We start from the raw sequence: 18,333 nt of genomic DNA, 5'->3' as shown, positions 1-18,333 counted from the left end.
GACGCCACGGTGGCGGACGTCAGTGGCGGCGCGGCGCCGGTATCTGCTTGCGCAGCCACCTCGGTCACCGACTCCGCGTCGGGCACCCCGAGGTAGGCCGCGATCACGGCTGGTTCCTCGCGTACCAGGTGCGGCAGACCGTCGGCGATCTTGCGCCCGAACTCGAGCACCACGATGCGATCGGTGACACCCATCACCAGGCGCATGTCGTGTTCGATGAGCAGCACGGTGTAGCCGTCGTCGCGGATCTTGCGGATCAGTTCCATCAGCGCCGACTTCTCGCTGGGGTTGAAACCCGCGGCCGGTTCGTCCAGGCACAGCAGCTTCGGTTCGGTGGCCAATGCCCGCGCGATCTCGAGCCGGCGCTGGTCTCCGTAGGACAGGTTGCGCGCCTTCTCCACCGCGCGCGGCGCGATCCCGACGAATTCGAGCAGCGCCATACCGCGTTCGATGGCGTCGCGTTCCTCGCGCCGGTGTGTTCGGCTGCGCAGTACCGCGCCAAGCACCGAGGTGGTGTGGCGGGCATCGGTGCCCACCACCACATTCTCGAGCGCGCTCATCTCGCCGAACAGGCGCACGTTCTGGAAGGTGCGGGCGATGCCGAGCCGGGTGATCTGGTTACGTTTGGTCTTGGCCAGCGGCCTGCCGTCGAAGTGCACGCTGCCCGCGCTCGGCTGGTACACACCGGTGATGGCGTTGAAACAGGTGGTCTTGCCCGCGCCGTTGGGTCCGATCAAGCCGAGGATCTCGCCGCGGCGGATCTCGAAACTCACCCCGTCGAGCGCAGTGAGGCCGCCGAATTTCACGGTGAGTCCGTCGGTGCGCAGCAGCGGCGCACCGACGGCGGTGTCGATGGCGCGATGCGGTGCCACCACCTCGGCTACGGCCGCGGTGTCGCCGAGTTCCGGGAGCACGGCCGCGACGTCGACCTCGCCCGCGGATTCGGCCTCCGATGGCGGCCGGTGCCCGGCCGCCATGTCGTCGTTGTCGTACAGCGCGTCGCCCGCACCCGGCCCGGTCATCGCCGCACTCCGATCAGTTCGGCCGGCTTGCGCACGGCCCGGTACACCTGCCTGCCGTAGGCGAGCAGCTTCTGCCGCACGGGGAACAGACCCTGTGGCCGCAGTGCCATCATCACCACCAGCGCGATGCCGAAGTAGAGGTACTTCAGGTCACCGAGGGTCTGTGCGCCGCCCGGCCGGAACAGCAGCACACTGCCGAACAGCAGCACTCCGAAGATCACCGCGACGATCGCGGTGAGGATCACCACGCGCCTGCCCCACACGCCGAGCGCGTCGCGACGCCACCGCCACAGCAGCCACAGCCCGAGCACCAGGGCGAGATCGAGTCCGAGCAGTAGATAGCCGGTCGATTCGTTCGACACCAGTTGTACCGACTGCAACCGCATCGGCAGATACGCGATGAGGAACGCGCCGACGAGCACCCCGAGTTTGTTGCCGGAACCGCCGAGGACCACCGCGCACAGGAACAGCATCGACAAGATGATGTCGAACTGTTTGGGGTTCACATAGGTGACCTGACCGGCGTACATCGCGCCGGAGAGCCCGCCGACCGCGGCACCGATCACGAATGCCCACAGTTTGAACTTGAAGGTCGGCACGCCCATGATCTCGGCGGCGTCCTCGTCCTCACGGATCGCGACCCACGCGCGCCCCACCCGGCTGCGCTCGAGATTGCCGATGATCAGCAGCACCGTGATCACCAGCGCCAGCCCGAGCCAGAACCACCAGGTCCCGTTGTTCGCCCGCTCGAGCGGGTTCAGGCTCGCGGTGTCGCCGAGGTTGCCCGGCGAGAAGTAACCGCCGGGGTGCGCCTCGGATTCACCGAATTCCGGGTAGGCGATCTCGGACAGTCCGAGGCTGCCGTTGGTCACCTCGCCGAGGTTGTCGGCCATCAGGCGCACGATCTCCCCGAAACCCAGCGTCACGATCGCCAGGTAGTCACCGCGCAGGCGCAGCGTCGGCGTGCCGAGGATCAGGCCGGCGACCGCGGTCACCGCCACCGCGATCGGCAGACAGGCCAGCCACGCCCAGCCGGGTTCGAGCCAGCCGCCGTCGGTTTGGTTCCACGGACTGTTCGGGCTGGTCAACAGGCCGACGGTGTAGGCGCCGACCGCGTAGAAACCGACATAGCCCAGGTCGAGCAGCCCGGCCTGGCCGACGACCACGTTCAGGCCGATGGCGATCAGCGCGTACATGGCGAACTGCGCCATCACTCCGCCGAAGCTCACGCCGGGGGTGTCCAGGATCGGGGGCGGAAACAGCGGTAGCAGTGCCAGCGCGGCGATGACCGGGACCCCGACGGCCCACTGTCCCGACCGTGACAGCCCGGCCCACCAGCCGCGGATCGCATCGCCGGGTCCGCGCCGCTCCGGTTGCGCCACTGGAGTTTTCGTCAGATCGGTCATGCGCGTGCCCTCCCCAGGCTTTCACCGAGGATGCCGGTGGGCCGGAACATCAGCACGGTCACCAGCAGCACGAACGCCACCACGTCACGCCATTCGGTGCCGAACAGGATCTGCCCGTACTGTTCGGCGACGCCCAGCAGCAAGCCGCCGAGCAACGCGCCGCGCAGGTTGCCGATGCCGCCGAGCACGGCAGCGCTGAAAGCCTTGATGCCGAGAATGAAACCGCCGGAGAAGATGATGCCGGTGGGAATGTAGAGGGTGTACAGCATCGCGGCGGCCCCGGCCAGCAGACCGCCGATCAGGAAGGTCAGCAGGATGACCCGCTCGCGCGAGACCCCCATCAGGGTGGCGGCGTCGGGGTTCTGAGCCACCGCGCGGATGGCGCGACCGAATGACGTTGCGTTGATGACGATCTCAGTGATCGCGGCCAGCACGATGGCGGCGGTGAAGATCACCAGCGCCACATTGGTCACCTGGGCACCGAGGAAGGTGAACTGCACCTTCGGCTCCACCAACCGGATGCCGGTCTGCGCGTTGGAACCACCGAGACCGGGCCTGATCTTGGGCAGGATGTAGTGCACGAATTCCTGGATCACGAACGACATCCCGATCGCGGTGATCAGGAACGCCAGCGGTTTCGCGCCGCGCCGCCGGAGCGGGCGATACGCCACCCGCTCCAGCCCGATCGCGGCGATGCCCGAGACCAGCATGCCGAACAACATCGCCAGACCGAGGTAGGTGACCGTCAGCACCACGCCCTGGGAGTACACGTTGCCACTGGGGGCGAAGCCGAGCAGTTCCAGGCCCACGTAAGTGCCGAACATGCCGAGCATGAAGATCTCGGAGTGGGCGAAGTTGATCAGTCGCAGCACGCCGTAGACCAGTGTGTAGCCGACGGCGACCAGCGCGTAGATCGATCCGTAGGTGAGACCGTCCACGGTCAATCGCCAGAACTGGTCGATCACCCCGGACACGTTGAAATCGATGGACCCCGCGACCGACAGGGGCACACCGAGCGTTGCCGCTGATGTCATGGTCACTCTCGCGTCGGGCCGGCGGTGCGCGCGGCATCGACTGCCACGCGCACCGCAACGTGCTCGGGGGAACTACTTGACCTCGTACATCCAGATCTGGATGTTGGCCAGTTCACCGGTCGCGCCCCACTGGTACGTACGGGCGATCCCGGTGCCGCTGTAGTCGCGCACGAAGTCCACGAGCTCGGCCCGGGTGAGCTTGCCGGAGTCGATGCCTTTGAGCAGGATCGTGGCCAGGTCGTAGCCCTCCACCGAGTAGACGCCGGGTGCCTGGCCGTTGAGCGCCTTGTACTCGGCGGCGAACTGCTCCGGCGCCGGGCTGCACGGACACGACAGCAACGCGTCCCGCGACGACGATCCCGCCTGGCGCACGAACTCGGGGTCGTTGCTGCCGTCGGCGGAGACGAAGGTGGCGCTCACTCCGGCCGAGCGCAGTTGCTGCACGAACGGCGCCGATTCCGCGTAGTACCCGGCGTAGAAGATGGCGTCGGGCGCGGCCGCGGACAGCTTCGACACCGTGGCCGAGAAGTCCTTGTCACCTTCCTTGACACTGGCCGCGCAGGCCGGGTCGGCCGCCGCACCGGCGGCCGTGCTGAAGGCTTGTGCCAGGCCGGCACCGTAGTCGGTGTTGTCCTGCACGACGCAGATCTTCTGGAAGCCCTTTTCGTCGGTGAGGTACTTGGCCACCGCCGGACCCTGCGAATTGTCGTTGCCCAGGCCACGGAAGAAGGTCTGCCAGCCGTTCTGGGTGAGCGCGGGGTTGGTGGCCGAGGCGGTGAGCGTCGGCATGCCCGCCTCGCTGAGGATCTGGCCGGTCGCCTTGGTCTCGCCGGAGAAGGTCGGGCCGATCAGGCCGACGATGCTCGGATCGCTGACGATCGTCGGGACCACCTGGCTGGCGAGCTGCGGTTTGCCCTCGGTGTCGAACTGCTTCACCTCGACCTGGCAGCCGGGGTTGGCCTTGTTGTGTTTGTCGAGGGCCAGCTTGACACCCATGATGATGTTGATGCCGAGCGCGGCGTTCGCGCCGGTCAGCGGACCTGCCATCGCGATCGATTGCGGCGCGCACTCGGCCTTGCCGTCGCCGGTCGGGTCGGCGGCCGCGGCCGCGTCGGTCTGCGCGACGGATTTGCCTTCGGTATCGAGCTGGACCACGGGCTGAATGGAGAGGTCGGTGTTGCCGCCACCGCCGCCGTCGGACGACTTGTCACTACATCCGGACAACACCAACGACGCGGCGGCTCCGAGAACCAGAACCCCCCGCGTCGAGCGACTGCGCCATATCGAACTGAGCACGTCTCACCTCTATGTTCTGTGCTCCCCGGGGCGAACCCGAGGGGGCCGATGACCTTCAGCCCGGTCAGAACATATCGCCGGTGTGTGGGATCTGCATCACATTCACGCCATGTTCGGCGCACTGCCCACGGTCGTAGTCCCCGTTGTCATTTCGCTTGTGTGAAGATTTCCGGTTTCCGACACACGAAGCGGCGCAGTGCGTTCCGGCGTCACTGCGGGGTGAGATTGTCCAGTACGACTTCGGCGACAGCCTTCATGGTGGTGCGCCGGTCCATCGCGGTGCGCTGAATCCATTTGAACGCCTGCGGCTCGGTCAGACCCTGGGTCTGCATGAGCACGCCCTTGGCCCGTTCCACGAGCTTGCGCGTCTCGAGCCGGTCCGACAGATTCGCGACTTCTGTTTCCAGCGCGGAGATCTCGTGGAATCGGCTCGCCGCGAGCTCGATGGCCGGGACCAGATCCGACTTGGTGAACGGCTTGACCAGGTAGGCCATCGCACCGGCGTCGCGGGCCCGCTCGACCAGGTCGCGCTGACTGAAAGCGGTCAGAATCACTACTGGCGCAACACGTTTCGTCGCGATCTCGGCGGCGGCGTCGATGCCGTCGCGGCGCGGCATCTTCACGTCCATGATGACCAGATCGGGCCGCAATTGTTCGGCCAGCTCGACGGCCTGCTGACCGTCACCGGCCTCGCCGACGACGTCGTATCCCTCTTCCTTGAGCATTTCCACAAGGTCCATACGGATGAGGGCCTCGTCCTCGGCGACGACGACGCGCTTGGCCACGGCCTCACGCGCGGCGGCGGCGCCGGCTGCATTCATGCTCATAGGTTCGACCCCTCTGGATTCCGATGCCGATGTCAAGAGTACCTTCCGCTTCCGCACAGAATGCCCCTAGCTGTCGGAAACCGGGGGTGAGCCCGAGCGCGAGGACATCGCGCGTCCCGCGCTGGATACTCCCCCGCGGAGCGCGACCGATGCCGCGCTTCCGCCGTGGTGCCGAGTGTGGGACTCGAACCCACACGTCCTTTCGGACAACGGTTTTTGAGACCGTCGCGTCTGCCAGTTCCGCCAACCCGGCGCACCGCGGTCACTATAGCGTCTCGACACGCCGAGAAGCGAACCGAGGTACTCGCCGCACCGTGCGGCGCCGGCAACGGCAGGTCACCGACCGCCACGCCCGCGCGCGCCGACGCCCGGTCCGCGCCGCCAGCTATTTCCGGATCGAATTATCAACTATCGCCACAGTGAGCACCGACACACACCGGCGAGGAGTTTCCGGTTACTATCTCGCGGGTATCACGGTCACATACCGCAGATTTTCGTATCGCGATTCATGTACGGAATTCAACCGAAAGATGAATAAATAGTACCGCCGCTGTGATGGTTACGATTCCGGCCTTCTGCACGACAATCGACCGGATTACGGTGTCGACATGCACGTGCTGTTCGTCTGCAACTCCAATGTCTGCCGCTCGGTGATCGCCGAACGGCTCACCGTGGCATTCGCGGCGGACAACGACCTACCCGGTCTCACCGCGGAGAGTGCGGGAACCCGTGCCCTGGTCGGCTTTCCGGCCGAACCGCTGGCCGCGGAGACCATCGCCGGGCTCGGCGGTGACACCGCGGGATTCAAAGCCCGCAAACTGGCCGTAGAGATGGTGGATCGCGCCGACCTGGTCCTCACGATGACCGAGGCGCTGCGCGAACAGGTGTGCGACCTCGCCTTCGGGGTCGCACCGCGCACCTTCACCCTCGCCGAGGCACACCGCATCGCGAAGGTCACCGGCGCGAAGTCCATTGCCGCACTGCATTCGGCCCGCGACGATCTGGCCTACGTGGGCCGGGAGAACATCGCCGACCCGATCGGCCTGTCGCCCGAGGCGTTCCTGGCGGTCGGCGACCGGATCGCCGAACTGCTGTTTCCCCTGCTGGGTGCGCTGGCTCCGCACGAGCCGACCGCGCGCACCGCCGACGCGCGCCCCGGCCTGGTGATCGCGCACGCCCGGCCGCAGCAGCCGACGAGTTTCCTGGCCGCGCAGCGCGGTCGCTGAGTCGGGGTCTGTTCGGCGCGGCGCCCACCGATTACACTTCGGCGCGGACGTGGTAGTTCCCCTTGCTGGTTCGACACACGACAGGACTCGGGCATGCCGAAACGCATTTCGGATGTTTCTCTCCATGTGTATGTGACGCCGGAAGATCTCGATCGCATCGTCGCCGGTATCCGGTCGGTGGTCGACGACCACCTACAGGACCGCGATGTCTTCGCCTGGCGGTGCACCGTGCCGGTCGACGCCGCCGAGACCGTCCACCAGGATCTCGAATCACAGTGGCACCGAAGCCATCCCGGCGATCATCCGGCAACCGAGGCGACCTTCGAGATCGCCATCGGCCTGGTCGGTGAACCCACCGAACTCACCGGCGCCGACATCGCCGACCTCGAGCACGAACTCGCGCTGGCCGTCTGTGGCGCCGAACCGGTCCCCTACACGCTGCGCGCGCACCAGCGCACCGACGCCGAGTTCGACCTCGACGTCGGGCGGCTGTGACACCGTTGGTTCAGCGCGCCGGGAAGTGCCGGATGACGCCTTCCTGCACGGTGGTGGCGAGCAATTCCCCGCTGCGTGAATAGAACCGTCCCGTGGCCAGGCCGCGTGAACCCGCCGCGACGGGCGACTCGGTGGCGTAGAGCACCCAGTCGTCGAAACGGAACGGGCGGTGGAACCAGATCGAATGATTCACCGTCGCGGCGAGAATTCGGTCAAGACCCCACGACAATCCGTGCGTGGTGATGATCGAATCCAGCACCGTGGTGTCGGAGGAGTACCCCAGCGTGGCCACGTGCAGCAGCGGATCGTCGGCCAGCGGGCCGTCGGTGCGCATCCACACCCGGTTGTGATTGAGCTTCTCGCCGGTGCCCTTGAGAATCCACGACGGATCGTTGGTGTAGCGCATGTCGATCGGGTGCGGGGCGTTGATGAACATCTCGAGCTTGTCCTCGAACCCCGCGAAGCTCTCCTCGATCCGGGGCAGCGACTCCGGATCGGGCACCACGGGGGCATCATGGGAATGCTCGAGGCCCTTGCCCCAGTCCTGGAACGCGGCCAGCATGACGAACAGTTCCTGGCCGTCCTGGCTGGCGGTCACCGTCCGGTTGGCCAGCGCCCGGCCGTCGCGGTGGCGCTGCACGTGGTATTCGATCGGCTTCTTCACATCGCCGCCGCGCACGAAATGCGCGTTCACCGCGTGCAGCGGGCGGTCGGTGGTGCGCCCGGCGGCCACGATCGCCTGCGAGACCAGCTGACCGCCGAACGTACGGCTCCACACCTTCGCCGGGTGGTTACCGAGGAAGACGTCCTCGCCGATCTGCTCGAGATCGAGCAGGCCGAGCAGCACCCGCAGATCGGCTGACGGCTCGTCCCGCACGGTTCCCGCGATCTCGTCTACCGAACTACTCACTGCTAATGGTCCTCTTCGCCGATTCGGTGCACATGGATCAGGTTGGTGGAACCGACGGTACCCGGCGGGGAACCGGCCACGATGACCACCAGGTCACCCTTGCGGTAACGCTCCATCGACAACAGCGCCTGGTCCACCTGATGGATCATCGCGTCGGTGGTGTCGACCATCGGCACGATGAAGGTCTCGGTGCCCCAGGTGAGGGTGAGCTGGCTGCGTACCTCCGGCAACGGGGTGAACGCCAGCAGCGGCAGCGGGGTGTGCAGGCGGGCCAGGCGGCGCACGGTGTCACCGGACTGGGTGAACGCCACCAGCGCCCTGGCATTGAGCCGCTCACCGATATCGCGGGCGGCGTAGGAGATCACGCCACGCTTGGTGCGCGGCACGTGGGTCAGCGGTGGCACCCGCGACGTCTCGGATTCCACCGCGGTGACGATGCGCGCCATGGTGCGCACCGCGTCGATCGGCCAGGCCCCGACCGAGGTCTCCCCCGACAGCATCACCGCGTCGGCGCCGTCGAGCACCGCGTTGGCCACATCGGAGGCCTCCGCGCGGGTCGGGCGGGAGTTCTCGATCATCGACTCGAGCATCTGGGTGGCCACGATGACCGGCTTGGCGTTCTCGCGCGCCATCTGGATCGCGCGCTTCTGCACCAGCGGCACCTGCTCGAGCGGCAGTTCCACGCCGAGGTCGCCGCGGGCCACCATCACCGCGTCGAAGGCGAGCACGATCGCCTCGAGGTTCTCGATCGCCTCAGGCTTCTCCAGCTTGGCGATCACCGGCACCCGGCGACCGACCCGGTCCATGATCTCGTGCACGAGTTCGATGTCGGCGGGCGAGCGCACGAACGACAGGGCGATGAAGTCCACGCCCAGTTTCAGCGCGAATTCCAGGTCCTCGATGTCCTTGCCCGACAGCGCGGGCACCGACACGTTCATGCCGGGCAGCGACAGGCCCTTGTTGTTGCTCACCGGGCCGCCCTCGGTGACCCGGCACACGACGTCGTTGCCGTCCACGGCCTCCACCGTGAGGCCGACCTTGCCGTCGTCGACGAGCAGCCGGTCACCGGCCTTGGCGTCCTGGGCCAGTTCGGTATAGGTGGTGGAGACCCGGTCGTGGGTGCCGTCGAACTCGTCGACGGTGATCCGCACCTGCTCGCCGGTGGCCCAGTGGGTGCGGCCTTCGGCGAAACGGCCCAGGCGGATCTTGGGGCCCTGCAGATCGGCCAGGATGCCGACCGCGCGGCCGGTCTCGTCCGAGGCCGCGCGGACCATCTTGTAGTTGTCGGCGTGGTCGGCGTGGTCGCCGTGACTGAAGTTCAGCCGGGCCACATCCATGCCGCTTTCGACGAGCTCACGAATACGGTCCTGGGAGGCAGTGGCCGGCCCGAGGGTGCACACAATCTTCGTTCGTCGCATCACAACCCCAGCCTAGTACTGGTCCGCCGCTCCGCGAATTCTGCCGGTCGGGGCGTATGGGTCAGCTTTCGACCGGACCGGCGGCTTTCGACGGGATGGGGGCCGAGCGTTCCCGGTGAGTTACCCATGTGTTCACGAAATCAGTTGTCATCTCACCGCGACGTGTCTGGAAAGTCTTGTTTCCAGGCGGGTTTGTGCGAAGCCCAGGACCAGGCAGATCGCCCAGTAGTAGATCGCCGCGACGCCGTAGAGGGCGAAGAAGTCGAAGGTGGGGGCCGCGGCCAGCTGGGCGGTGCGCAGCAGTTCGGTGACCAGGATGGTCGAGGCCAAAGAAGTGTCCTTGACCAGCGAGATCAGCGTGTTGGACAGCGGCGGTACGGCGATGCGGGCGGCCTGCGGGAACACGATGTACCACAGGGTCTGCACGTAGTTCAGGCCCAGCGACTGCGACGCCTCCCACTGACCGTGCGCCACGCTCATGATCGACGAGCGCACCACCTCGGCGGCGTACCCGCCGACATTGAGGCTGAACGCGATCACCGCGGCCGGGAACGGGTCGATGACCACGCCGAACTGCGGCAGCGCGTAGAACACGATGAACAGCTGCACCAGCAGCGGGGTGCCGCGGATGATCGAGATGTAGAAGCGGGCGGGCACCGACAGCACCCGCCGCAACGACATCCGTGCCAGCGCGACACCCACCGCGATGACCAGCCCGATGACGAAACTGATCGCGGTCAGCGGCAACGTCATCGTCACAGTGGCCTCGAGCATCGGCCACAGGTTGTGCCGGATCAGCTCCCAGGTAGCCGGATCCATCCGCTATTTGCTGACGTCGGTGCCGAAGTACTTCTCCGACAGCTCGGCCAGGGTGCCGTCGGCGCGCATTTCCTCGAGCGCCCGGTCGACATCGGCGATCAGCGCGGTGTCGTCCTGGCGCGCGGCGAAGGCTTGCGCACTGGTCTCACCGGTCTCGGCGGCGATCTCGATACCGGTGTCACCGGTGGTCTTGGTGTACGCACCGACGGCGAGGGTGTCGTTCACGGTGGCATCGACGCGGCCCGCCTTCAGCAGCTGCACCGCCTGCACGAACCCTTCCACCGCTTCGACGTTCGCGCCGGCGTCCTCGGCGACCTGGCTCCAGTTGCTGGTGGCCGACTGCGCGGTGGTCTTGCCCGCGAGATCGGCCAGACCGTTGATGGTGGTGTTGCCGGCGCTGGTGACGATCACGCCCTCGGAAATGGTGTACGGCTGCGACAGCGCGTACTTCGCCGTGCGCTCCGGATTGACCGTCACCTGGTTGGCGACCAGATCGAACCGCTTCGACTCGAGCCCGGCGAAGATCGAATCCCACGGGGTCTGCACGAATTCCACCCGCTTACCGAGCTTTTCGCCGACCGCGCGCGCGACCTCCACGTCGTACCCGGTGAGCTCACCACCCTCTTGGTAGCTGAACGGCGCGTAGGTGCCCTCGGTGCCGACCCGCAGCACGTTCGGGTCGGTGGCGGACGAGCAGCCCGACAGACCGGTCGCGGCGACGACGGCGAGTACGGCGGCGGCGAGTAATTTGCGCACGGACATCCCTTTCTCCGCTGCGCGTCGAGGGCACGCGCAGGCCACAGCGACGCTACCGCGCCGCGCCGGACCGACACAGACTATCGCTCATCCGGATCGCCGCACCCGCCGGAAACGCGCAACGGGTGCCCCGCCGCAGCGGAGCACCCGTCGGCAGGGTGCCGATCAGTCGCGCAGCGGGCGGTTCTGCGCATCGGGGACCTTGCCGGTGAGCATCATGATGCCGTCGATCAGCGGCCAGATGGCGCCGAGCCCACACGTCAGCCAGGTCACCGCGATCTGGGCGATGCCGATGCCGGTGTAACCGAGGTAGAACCGGCCCACGCCGAACCCGCCCAGGAAGATCTGCAGCAGACCGGCCATCAGCTTCTGCTTGTCCGAGAACGGCACGCCGTACATGTCACGCCCGTACGGGGCCTCCGGATCGGCGGGGTTGTAGCCCTGGGGCATCCCGTATCCGGGCGCGTAACCCGGCTGGGCGTACGGGTCGACCGGCTGCCCGTACTGCGGCTGCGGCGCACCGTACTGCGGCTGCCCGTACCCCGGCTGCTGCGCGTACGGATCGGACGGCTGACCGTAACCCGGCTGCTGCGCGTACGGGTTCGACGGCTGCCCGTACTGCGGTTGCGCACCCGCGTTGGGCTGCTTGCCCAGATCGGGGTTGTACTGGGGATTGGGGTTGTAGGGGTCGGTCACTCATGTCCTCCATCATTCGTGCGGGTACCCGTCTCGGCCCCCGGCCAGTGGTGATCGGCCGAACGGCGGTGCGCCCGCGACGATCACCGGCCATTGTGTCCGGTGACACGGTCCCCTGTCCTGTCGGGTCCCACCCGATCGGTGCCCGCCGACGGCCCGAAATGACGCGGCGGACGCCCACAATGGCGCCGGGCGCCCGCCGATCTGTGCGCCGAACAGTCCTGGATCAGGACTTCTTCGGACCCGAATCCGTCGACTCCGTGGCGGTGTCGTCTACCGCCTTCGCGGAGCCGGCGTCCGCGGTTTCGTCGGCGGCCTCGGCTGCCGCGCCGGGCTCGGACATGTCCGTCTGCTTCGCCGCCTTCGTCACGGAGACGGCCGCGGTATCGGAGCCGCTCGCCGCCGCGGCATCATCGGCCGCAGCGGCGTTGTCGGCGGCACCGGCAGCCCGCAGCGCCGAGATCTGCCAGGGCCACGGGCGCCGCTCACCGCCGGGCTGCAACTGTTCCGGGGTCTCGCGGCCCTTGGTCGCCAAGGCGAAATAGGCCATGGCGCACAGGAAGACGAGTGCGGAGGTGAACGAGTTGATCCGGATGCCGAACACGAGAGTGGCCTCGTCGCTGCGCATCAGCTCGACGAAGAACCGCCCGAAGCTGTAGCCGGCGACATAGAGCGCGAACAACCGGCCGTGCCCGATCCGGAAGCGCTTGTCCAGCTGCACGAGCAGCACCACGATCAGCACGTTCCAGATCAGCTCGTACAGGAAGGTCGGGTGCACGATCTCCTTGATCTGACCGGTGGAGACGCCGTTCATCATGTCGGGCGCGCCGGTCTCGGAATCGAAGCGGTAGAAGATCTCCAGACCCCAGGGCACCTCGGTGGTGCGTCCGTAGAGTTCCTGGTTGAAGTAGTTGCCGAGCCGTCCGATCGCCTGGGCGAGCAGCACACCGGGCGCGATGGCGTCGCCGAGAGCCGGCAGCGGGATCTTGTAGACCCGGCAGCCGATCCAGGCGCCGATACCGCCGACGAACACCGCGCCCCAGATGCCGAGCCCGCCCTGCCAGATGTAGAGCGCCTCGACGGGATTCTTGCCCTCACCGAAGTACTTCTGCCAGTCGGTGGCCACATGGTAGATCCGGCCACCGATCAGCCCGAACGGCACCGCGAACATGGCGACGTCGAGCACCGCACCCGGCTGTCCACCACGCTGTTGCCACCGGCGTTCACCCCACCAGATGGCGACGACGATGCCGATGATGATGCACAGCGCGTACGCCCGCAACGGGAAGGGCCCGAGGTGCCAGACACCCTGCGGCGGACTCGGAATGTAGGCCAGGACTGAGTTCACGGCCCCCACGTTAGTTGAGCATCTCGCCGATGAGTGACAGCCACCCGGACATCAGTGATCGCCCAGATGACAACATCGCCCGACATCCACCACGCCACGCGAGTCCACGAGAATCGATGCACTCGACTTCGCCGGATCTTGGGTGATTCGCCACGATGGCTCCCTGGACCACTTGCGGAACCGCGGACGCAGGAGCCGATCAACCATGCCTGTGAATCCGGACAGAATCACCGACAGCGGGGCGGCGTCACCACGCGGCCGTGGCCGGGCGGCTCATGACCTCGATGCGGTTGCCGATCTGGCGCACGAGTTCTTCGGGGCCGCCGGGGATCACGGTGAAGTTCTCGCTGTCGTGGTTCTGCAGGAGATAGCGGCCGTCGCCGGGATAGTCGAGCCAGCAGAACGCCCGGCCGTCGCCGGTCGGGCGGGCATCGAGCTGATAGCCGGAGTAGACGGTGATCTCGCCCCCACCGATGCGCGACCGGAGGAAGAAACGCCGCAACTGCTCGGTCGTGGACAGCTGAGTGGGGTGGCGGGCGTACACGGGTGCGTCGAGATCGCCGCGCCTGCCTTCGAATCGGGGTTGGCCGCCGGCCTGCAAGCGGGGTAAACGGGCGGTGATGTCAGCGGCGATACCGGTGCTGCGGTGGGTCGAGACCACAATGTCGCCGCCGTGGGTGTGGTCGGGTCCGGGCTGCTGGACAGCCAGTACGGCGATCGGTCCCGAGATACCGGCGTAGACGCGCAGTACCTGGGACCGCGGCCCGTGTACGCCTTCGATCTCGACCCGCACCCGCGGTTCCAGCAGCACCTGGAACGTGGCGTGCAGCTGTTCGTCGTAGATCCGGCGCAGGCGGGTCCCCGCTTCGCGGCGGCGGCGCTCGTCGTCGGCGCGATAGGCGGTGAACTCACGTCGATAACTCAGCGGGTACGGAAACCGGTCGCGCCCGTTGGCTTCGAGTGCGAGCCCGAACGTGAGACCGTCGAAGTGGTACCGGAGCCCTGGAGCGAGGCTGTCCATCAACCGATGACCCCGCCCGGTGGCAATGCCGCGGGAAGGTGACCGATCAGCTCGGACTCCCGTTCGTGGATGAGGTAGTCGGGTGTCGTTCGTTCGGATTCGTCGTCGGTACCGCCACCACGCCCTCCGGCGCCACCCATCATGCCGGGCATCCCTCGCATCCCGGAGTTCGCACCGGCTCCTCTGGCCGCTGCGGCCGCCGAGTTGCCCGCTCCCACAGCCAGTCCCGCGCCGAGCTTGCCGGGTTGTGCGATACCGGCGACGGGGCTCCCGGTGCCGGGAAGCCCGGAACCGGGAGCGCCGGCGGAAGGTGATCCCGCACCGGGTGCGCCCAGACCGGTCGGCGCGCCACCGGTCGGCGTGGTGGCCGGTGTGCCTGCCGGCGTGGTCGGTGTCGTTTCCGGCACCGCTGAGGCCGATGTCGTGTCGTCGCCGGTGTCAGCCGGTTCCTGCGTGGCCGGTTCGGTGGCTTCGGGCTCACCGGCGCTCGGGTCCTCGCTGGTGGGGTCGGTTGCGGTGCCGGGGTCGGTGGACCCGCCGGTAGCGCCGCCACCGGGCCGGTCGGTGTTCGTTCCCGGGCCGCCGCCGTTTCCGTCACCGTCACCGAGGGCACCGAGGGTGTTCTTGGCGACGGGCAGGATCGGGGTCTGCCCGTCGACCTGTACCGAACCTGGGGAATAGAAGTTGGTCATGAGTTCCTGGGCGGCGGCCTCGGCTTCATTGGCTTGATGTTTGTCGCCCTTGACCAGCCCGTTGCCTGGGATGTGCCCCGCGATCTCGTCCCAGGTACTGAGCTCTTCGGGTTCCGGAATGGCCATCTTGACCTGTGCGAGATACCCCTCCATCAGATCGATCCCATTGGCGACGAGCTGGAACGAGGTCGGCAATTGCCTGGCCTGAGTGGCGTACTCGCGCACACCCTCGACGGCCGCGTTGGCGGACTGCCCCGACCACATGTCGCCGACCACGCGCGCGATCGTGGCGTCATAGGTGGTGATGAGGTCGTCGACTTTGGTGGTCAATCGCCGCCAGGCGTCGGCGCCGGCATTGATGTCGGCGGCGGAAACACCGGGCTCACCATCGGTACCGTTGAGGGCATTGTAGATCCGCTCGTGCGGCCAAGCTCCGAAACCCTCGGGCTGCACGACCCGACCGGCCGGGGCGTCGGTGAAAGTTCCGGTGAAACCGCCATTGAGCCGCTGGTATTCATCGCCGATGATGGTGCGATCCGGAGACCACTGATCGGAGGCCCCCGCACCCATCCGCCCCCGCTCGGACGCGGCCTCGTGCGATTCACGATGCCCGCCGATACCTTCCCCGGCGAACGCGCCGAGGATGGGGATGAATCCGACCGCTTCCTGCCAGCCCCACCCCATCAGATACCCGTTCCCGCAGCACGCAGTTGGGCCGCACGCTGCTCATCGACGAGCTCGATCTTACCGATCGCGGCGGCGAAGGTGTCGTGCTGCAACCATGCGATGTCTATGTGATCTTGGATTCGTTGCGCGGCGTTGTCGTTGGGATCGTCACCGCCGCCGACGCCCTTCTGCTCGAACTTCTTGCGCAAGGCCACTGCTGATGGCAACGATCCCCAGCCCGACAGGTTGGCCAGCCTGCCGGTGTCCGCCTTGGCGTCCACCAGTCCTTCAGCGTAGACCTTCGCGGCAGCTCGGAGCGCTTCTCCGAGTTCGGGTTCCATCCGCAACTCCCCACCGACCGCTTGCTGTGCCAGCTGCGTCCAGTAGGCGCGTTGGTCTCCAGTCCCACTCATACGACAACCTTCCCCTTACCGATTGTCCGACAGCCTATTTCGGCAAGGACGGCTCGAGTGTCTCGGCATGGCGAGCCGATATCTCACAGATATCCCCTGCACGCGACTCGTACTCGCTCAGCCAAACGGCGCTGACCTGAAACATGCCTTGTTCAGCTTCAAAATCGATATAGCAGCTATCGGGGTCGCTACGCTCCTTGGTGATCAGTGCTGGTCGACCGTTGACCGTGGTCTCGCCTAGTACGGTCGCGCTTTCCTTCTTACGTTGCTCCTCCAACGTGTGACTGGTGGAAAACACGTCAACCCGGTAGTTCACCGGGCCGTACCGGTCATCGATCGGCTTCCAGTTGCACGACCGGAAACTCGACACCCCCGTCGGCGGATCGGTGAACACCCGCTTGGTCGCCGGATCCAGCCCCGCCGCCCGCAAGGCCTCATCACTGATCCCCGGATCCCGGCACACGTTGTAGACGATGATCTCGTCGATATTGCGGGTAGTCGGCGTCGCCGACCCTTCTGTCGAACCGTCACAACCGACCAGCATCGGCAACACCACGACCCCGCCCACGACGGCCGAAACCACCTGACCTCTTCGCACAGCTCTCCCTCGCCGACCAACCCGGGCATCCCCATCATCATCTTGGACGCACCGAGCGGACTTCCGGTTCCCACCGATCTCGAATCACGTGGCGATCACCCTACCCGGCGCCGACATCGGCGCCACCAGGTCGCGAACCCGACTTCACTCGTGAGATGTCCGCACGCCGACAACCCGGACAACCAACGAGGATTCACGCACCGATCACTGACAGTCACCGGTGCGGCCCGTCGATCCCAGCAGACCCACGAAGCCGACGACGGATCGCCTCAGCGATCAACTCCGGCCGGTCGGTGGGGATCGTGAACGCCAGCCCGGACAGCGAGGTCGTCACCACGACCGTGCCCGCGGTGGCGGCTTCCAGCGTCCGCCCAGTCGGCAGCGCATACCAGGTGACCATGGACTTTCCCGCGGAAAACCGGTGCTCGACAACCCTGGTGACGTACCTGAGTTCGATCCGGCGCAATGGTCTTTCGACGACCCGGCGCGAGGCACCACGTCCACCTCGCACAGTCGCGTGCACGACCAGGTCACCGCCCCTCAACAGGACATCGACGACGACATTGCCGCTCCATTTCGGGTTGGCCGGGTCCATTCCCCGTTCGTCGCCGACGATCTGGCGAGCCAACAGCACATCGTCGCCGGACTCGGCGAGAAAGATGAGACGCACATCGAAGATGCGCATGAATGCCGACCACGCGAACGCACCCGCCACTGCTGCGGCAACCAGCCAGACCAGGCACGGCCAAGTCGCCCCCCATTGGTCATACCCGTGGTTCGCGGCGCCGCTGACTTCCACGATCTGGAGCACTATCGGGATCAGCAGCGCGCACGCCATCAGACACCACGACCGCGGCGGCCACAGCAACCCGCGCACACACCAGTTCACGCATGCGAACACCACGACCAGAGCAAGCAGGTGCGCCGGCAACAGCACAACCATCAGCGCCAGGGGCGCGGTGAGGATGTCGACCGATGTGATCACCGCAGCCACCGCCGGCGTCACAACGAACGCGCACCCCAGATTCCGGGCGACCACCGGCCACCGTTCCCGCAGCACCCGGGCGGCATACGGATCAGCCCAACCGTGCTCCGGCAGCGGGAAAAACCGCGCCCATCCCTGTGAATCCCGCACCGGCACCGACCCGTTCACCACCAACGTCTTGCCCCTCCCCACACACGGGCCGACCCCGTGCCCGACCCGGCATCCCGACCATCCTGGTGTGTTCAGCACTGATCCACAACATCACCGCAGCCGATCTCCCGATTCACGGATTCTGTTATGGTGCCGAAGGCTTCAGCGTCGGTAGCGACGAGGCGGGGCACTCTGGTGAACGGAACGGGTGGGGGGTGAATCCAATCTCAGGTGATGGGGCAAGCGTATCTGTCGATACCGCCGAACTTCGACGCCACCGCACCGTTGTCGACCAACAACGCGGCAACGTCGATCACGGCCTGGATGCCGCGAATCATGTCGTGAGTTTGAACGACGCGTACGGCACATTCTGCCTGCCGTTCGCGGCGATGCTCGACGACGTGCACGTGAGCACGACGACGCTGTTGCGCACACTCAGCGCGAAAATGAGCACAACAGTCACCAAGCTCGATGTCTGCGCCGACACCTACGATTCCGTCGACCAGGTCCACGCGCGCGAACTCGACAACACCACCGGTCAACTGGGCGACTGAC

18 protein-coding genes, 1 tRNA gene and 1 pseudogene are annotated in these 18,333 nt (G+C 66.7%); 3 read left to right on the top strand and 17 right to left on the bottom strand.

The window, feature by feature from the left end; genetic code table 11:
- Nucleotides 1-71: 71 nt before the first annotated feature.
- The 6 genes and pseudogenes from ACFO5K_RS03260 to ACFO5K_RS03235 form a co-directional block, all read right to left on the bottom strand.
- Nucleotides 72-977: pseudogene (locus ACFO5K_RS03260) on the bottom strand (ABC transporter ATP-binding protein); the annotation flags it as partial.
- A gap of 41 nt (nucleotides 978-1,018) precedes the next feature.
- Complete coding sequence (locus ACFO5K_RS03255; protein ID WP_378555632.1) at nucleotides 1,019-2,428, bottom strand: branched-chain amino acid ABC transporter permease; 1,410 nt, start codon at nucleotides 2,426-2,428, stop codon at nucleotides 1,019-1,021.
- Nucleotides 2,425-3,462: a branched-chain amino acid ABC transporter permease gene (locus tag ACFO5K_RS03250; protein WP_378555631.1), complete on the bottom strand. Its 1,038-nt coding sequence runs from the start codon at nucleotides 3,460-3,462 to the stop codon at nucleotides 2,425-2,427. Before ACFO5K_RS03250 ends, ACFO5K_RS03255 begins: the two co-directional genes overlap by 4 nt.
- Before the next feature lie 72 nt (nucleotides 3,463-3,534).
- The gene (locus ACFO5K_RS03245) at nucleotides 3,535-4,692 is read right to left on the bottom strand and encodes a branched-chain amino acid ABC transporter substrate-binding protein (protein WP_378555630.1); all 1,158 of its coding nucleotides are present in this window, start codon (nucleotides 4,690-4,692) and stop codon (nucleotides 3,535-3,537) included.
- A gap of 275 nt (nucleotides 4,693-4,967) precedes the next feature.
- The gene (locus ACFO5K_RS03240) at nucleotides 4,968-5,585 is read right to left on the bottom strand and encodes an ANTAR domain-containing response regulator (RefSeq protein WP_378555629.1); all 618 of its coding nucleotides are present in this window, start codon (nucleotides 5,583-5,585) and stop codon (nucleotides 4,968-4,970) included.
- Between the two features lie 166 nt (nucleotides 5,586-5,751).
- Nucleotides 5,752-5,838 (bottom strand) — tRNA-Leu (locus ACFO5K_RS03235).
- A 355-nt stretch (nucleotides 5,839-6,193) separates the two neighbouring features.
- On the opposite strand from ACFO5K_RS03235, the gene ACFO5K_RS03230 reads away from it, so the two are divergent.
- Both ACFO5K_RS03230 and ACFO5K_RS03225 read left to right on the top strand, forming a co-directional pair.
- Nucleotides 6,194-6,811: an arsenate reductase/protein-tyrosine-phosphatase family protein gene (locus tag ACFO5K_RS03230; RefSeq protein ID WP_378555628.1), complete on the top strand. Its 618-nt coding sequence runs from the start codon at nucleotides 6,194-6,196 to the stop codon at nucleotides 6,809-6,811.
- Nucleotides 6,812-6,943: 132 nt separating this feature from the next.
- A complete protein-coding gene (locus ACFO5K_RS03225) occupies nucleotides 6,944-7,306 on the top strand; it encodes a hypothetical protein (protein ID WP_378555627.1) in 363 nt (120 codons plus the stop codon).
- Nucleotides 7,307-7,316: 10 nt separating this feature from the next.
- Here ACFO5K_RS03225 and ACFO5K_RS03220 read toward each other — a convergent pair whose 3' ends face one another.
- The 11 genes from ACFO5K_RS03220 to ACFO5K_RS03170 all read right to left on the bottom strand — a co-directional run bounded on the left by ACFO5K_RS03220 (nucleotide 7,317) and on the right by ACFO5K_RS03170 (nucleotide 17,628).
- Complete coding sequence (locus tag ACFO5K_RS03220) at nucleotides 7,317-8,216, bottom strand: acyl-CoA thioesterase (protein ID WP_378555626.1); 900 nt, start codon at nucleotides 8,214-8,216, stop codon at nucleotides 7,317-7,319.
- Between the two features lie 2 nt (nucleotides 8,217-8,218).
- On the bottom strand, nucleotides 8,219-9,637 hold the full coding sequence (gene pyk, locus ACFO5K_RS03215) for a pyruvate kinase (RefSeq protein ID WP_378555625.1): 1,419 nt from the start codon (nucleotides 9,635-9,637) through the stop codon (nucleotides 8,219-8,221).
- 144 nt (nucleotides 9,638-9,781) lie between these two features.
- Complete coding sequence (locus ACFO5K_RS03210) at nucleotides 9,782-10,453, bottom strand: amino acid ABC transporter permease (protein ID WP_378555624.1); 672 nt, start codon at nucleotides 10,451-10,453, stop codon at nucleotides 9,782-9,784.
- A gap of 3 nt (nucleotides 10,454-10,456) precedes the next feature.
- Nucleotides 10,457-11,215, bottom strand: coding sequence for an amino acid ABC transporter substrate-binding protein (locus ACFO5K_RS03205; protein WP_378555623.1), 759 nt, complete (start codon nucleotides 11,213-11,215; stop codon nucleotides 10,457-10,459).
- A 159-nt stretch (nucleotides 11,216-11,374) separates the two neighbouring features.
- Nucleotides 11,375-11,905, bottom strand: coding sequence for a TM2 domain-containing protein (locus ACFO5K_RS03200; RefSeq protein WP_378555622.1), 531 nt, complete (start codon nucleotides 11,903-11,905; stop codon nucleotides 11,375-11,377).
- A 226-nt stretch (nucleotides 11,906-12,131) separates the two neighbouring features.
- Nucleotides 12,132-13,262 (bottom strand): prolipoprotein diacylglyceryl transferase, encoded by a 1,131-nt coding sequence (gene lgt, locus ACFO5K_RS03195; RefSeq protein WP_378555621.1) that lies wholly within the window; start codon nucleotides 13,260-13,262, stop codon nucleotides 12,132-12,134.
- Between the two features lie 238 nt (nucleotides 13,263-13,500).
- Nucleotides 13,501-14,274 carry an ESX secretion-associated protein EspG gene (locus ACFO5K_RS03190; RefSeq protein WP_378555620.1) on the bottom strand — a complete coding sequence of 258 codons (774 nt, stop codon included), beginning with the start codon at nucleotides 14,272-14,274 and terminating at the stop codon, nucleotides 13,501-13,503.
- Nucleotides 14,274-15,650, bottom strand: a complete 1,377-nt coding sequence (locus ACFO5K_RS03185; protein WP_378555619.1) for a PPE domain-containing protein — start codon at nucleotides 15,648-15,650, stop codon at nucleotides 14,274-14,276. The genes ACFO5K_RS03190 and ACFO5K_RS03185 overlap by 1 nt, the downstream gene beginning before the upstream one ends.
- A complete protein-coding gene (locus ACFO5K_RS03180) occupies nucleotides 15,650-16,045 on the bottom strand; it encodes a hypothetical protein (RefSeq protein ID WP_378555618.1) in 396 nt (131 codons plus the stop codon). The genes ACFO5K_RS03185 and ACFO5K_RS03180 overlap by 1 nt, the downstream gene beginning before the upstream one ends.
- Nucleotides 16,046-16,079: 34 nt before the next feature.
- Nucleotides 16,080-16,628, bottom strand: coding sequence for a DUF3558 domain-containing protein (locus tag ACFO5K_RS03175; protein WP_378555617.1), 549 nt, complete (start codon nucleotides 16,626-16,628; stop codon nucleotides 16,080-16,082).
- 229 nt (nucleotides 16,629-16,857) lie between these two features.
- Nucleotides 16,858-17,628, bottom strand: a complete 771-nt coding sequence (locus tag ACFO5K_RS03170) for a hypothetical protein (protein WP_378555616.1) — start codon at nucleotides 17,626-17,628, stop codon at nucleotides 16,858-16,860.
- Nucleotides 17,629-17,765: 137 nt separating this feature from the next.
- On the opposite strand from ACFO5K_RS03170, the gene ACFO5K_RS03165 reads away from it, so the two are divergent.
- Nucleotides 17,766-18,332, top strand: coding sequence for a type VII secretion target (locus ACFO5K_RS03165; protein WP_378555615.1), 567 nt, complete (start codon nucleotides 17,766-17,768; stop codon nucleotides 18,330-18,332).
- The last annotated feature ends 1 nt before the right edge of the window (nucleotide 18,333 follow it).

The organism is Nocardia halotolerans (assembly GCF_042650145.1).
Taxonomy (GTDB): domain Bacteria; phylum Actinomycetota; class Actinomycetes; order Mycobacteriales; family Mycobacteriaceae; genus Nocardia; species Nocardia halotolerans.
Note: the sequence above shows the minus strand (reverse complement) of the source record. Positions and strands in the feature narration are given on the sequence as shown.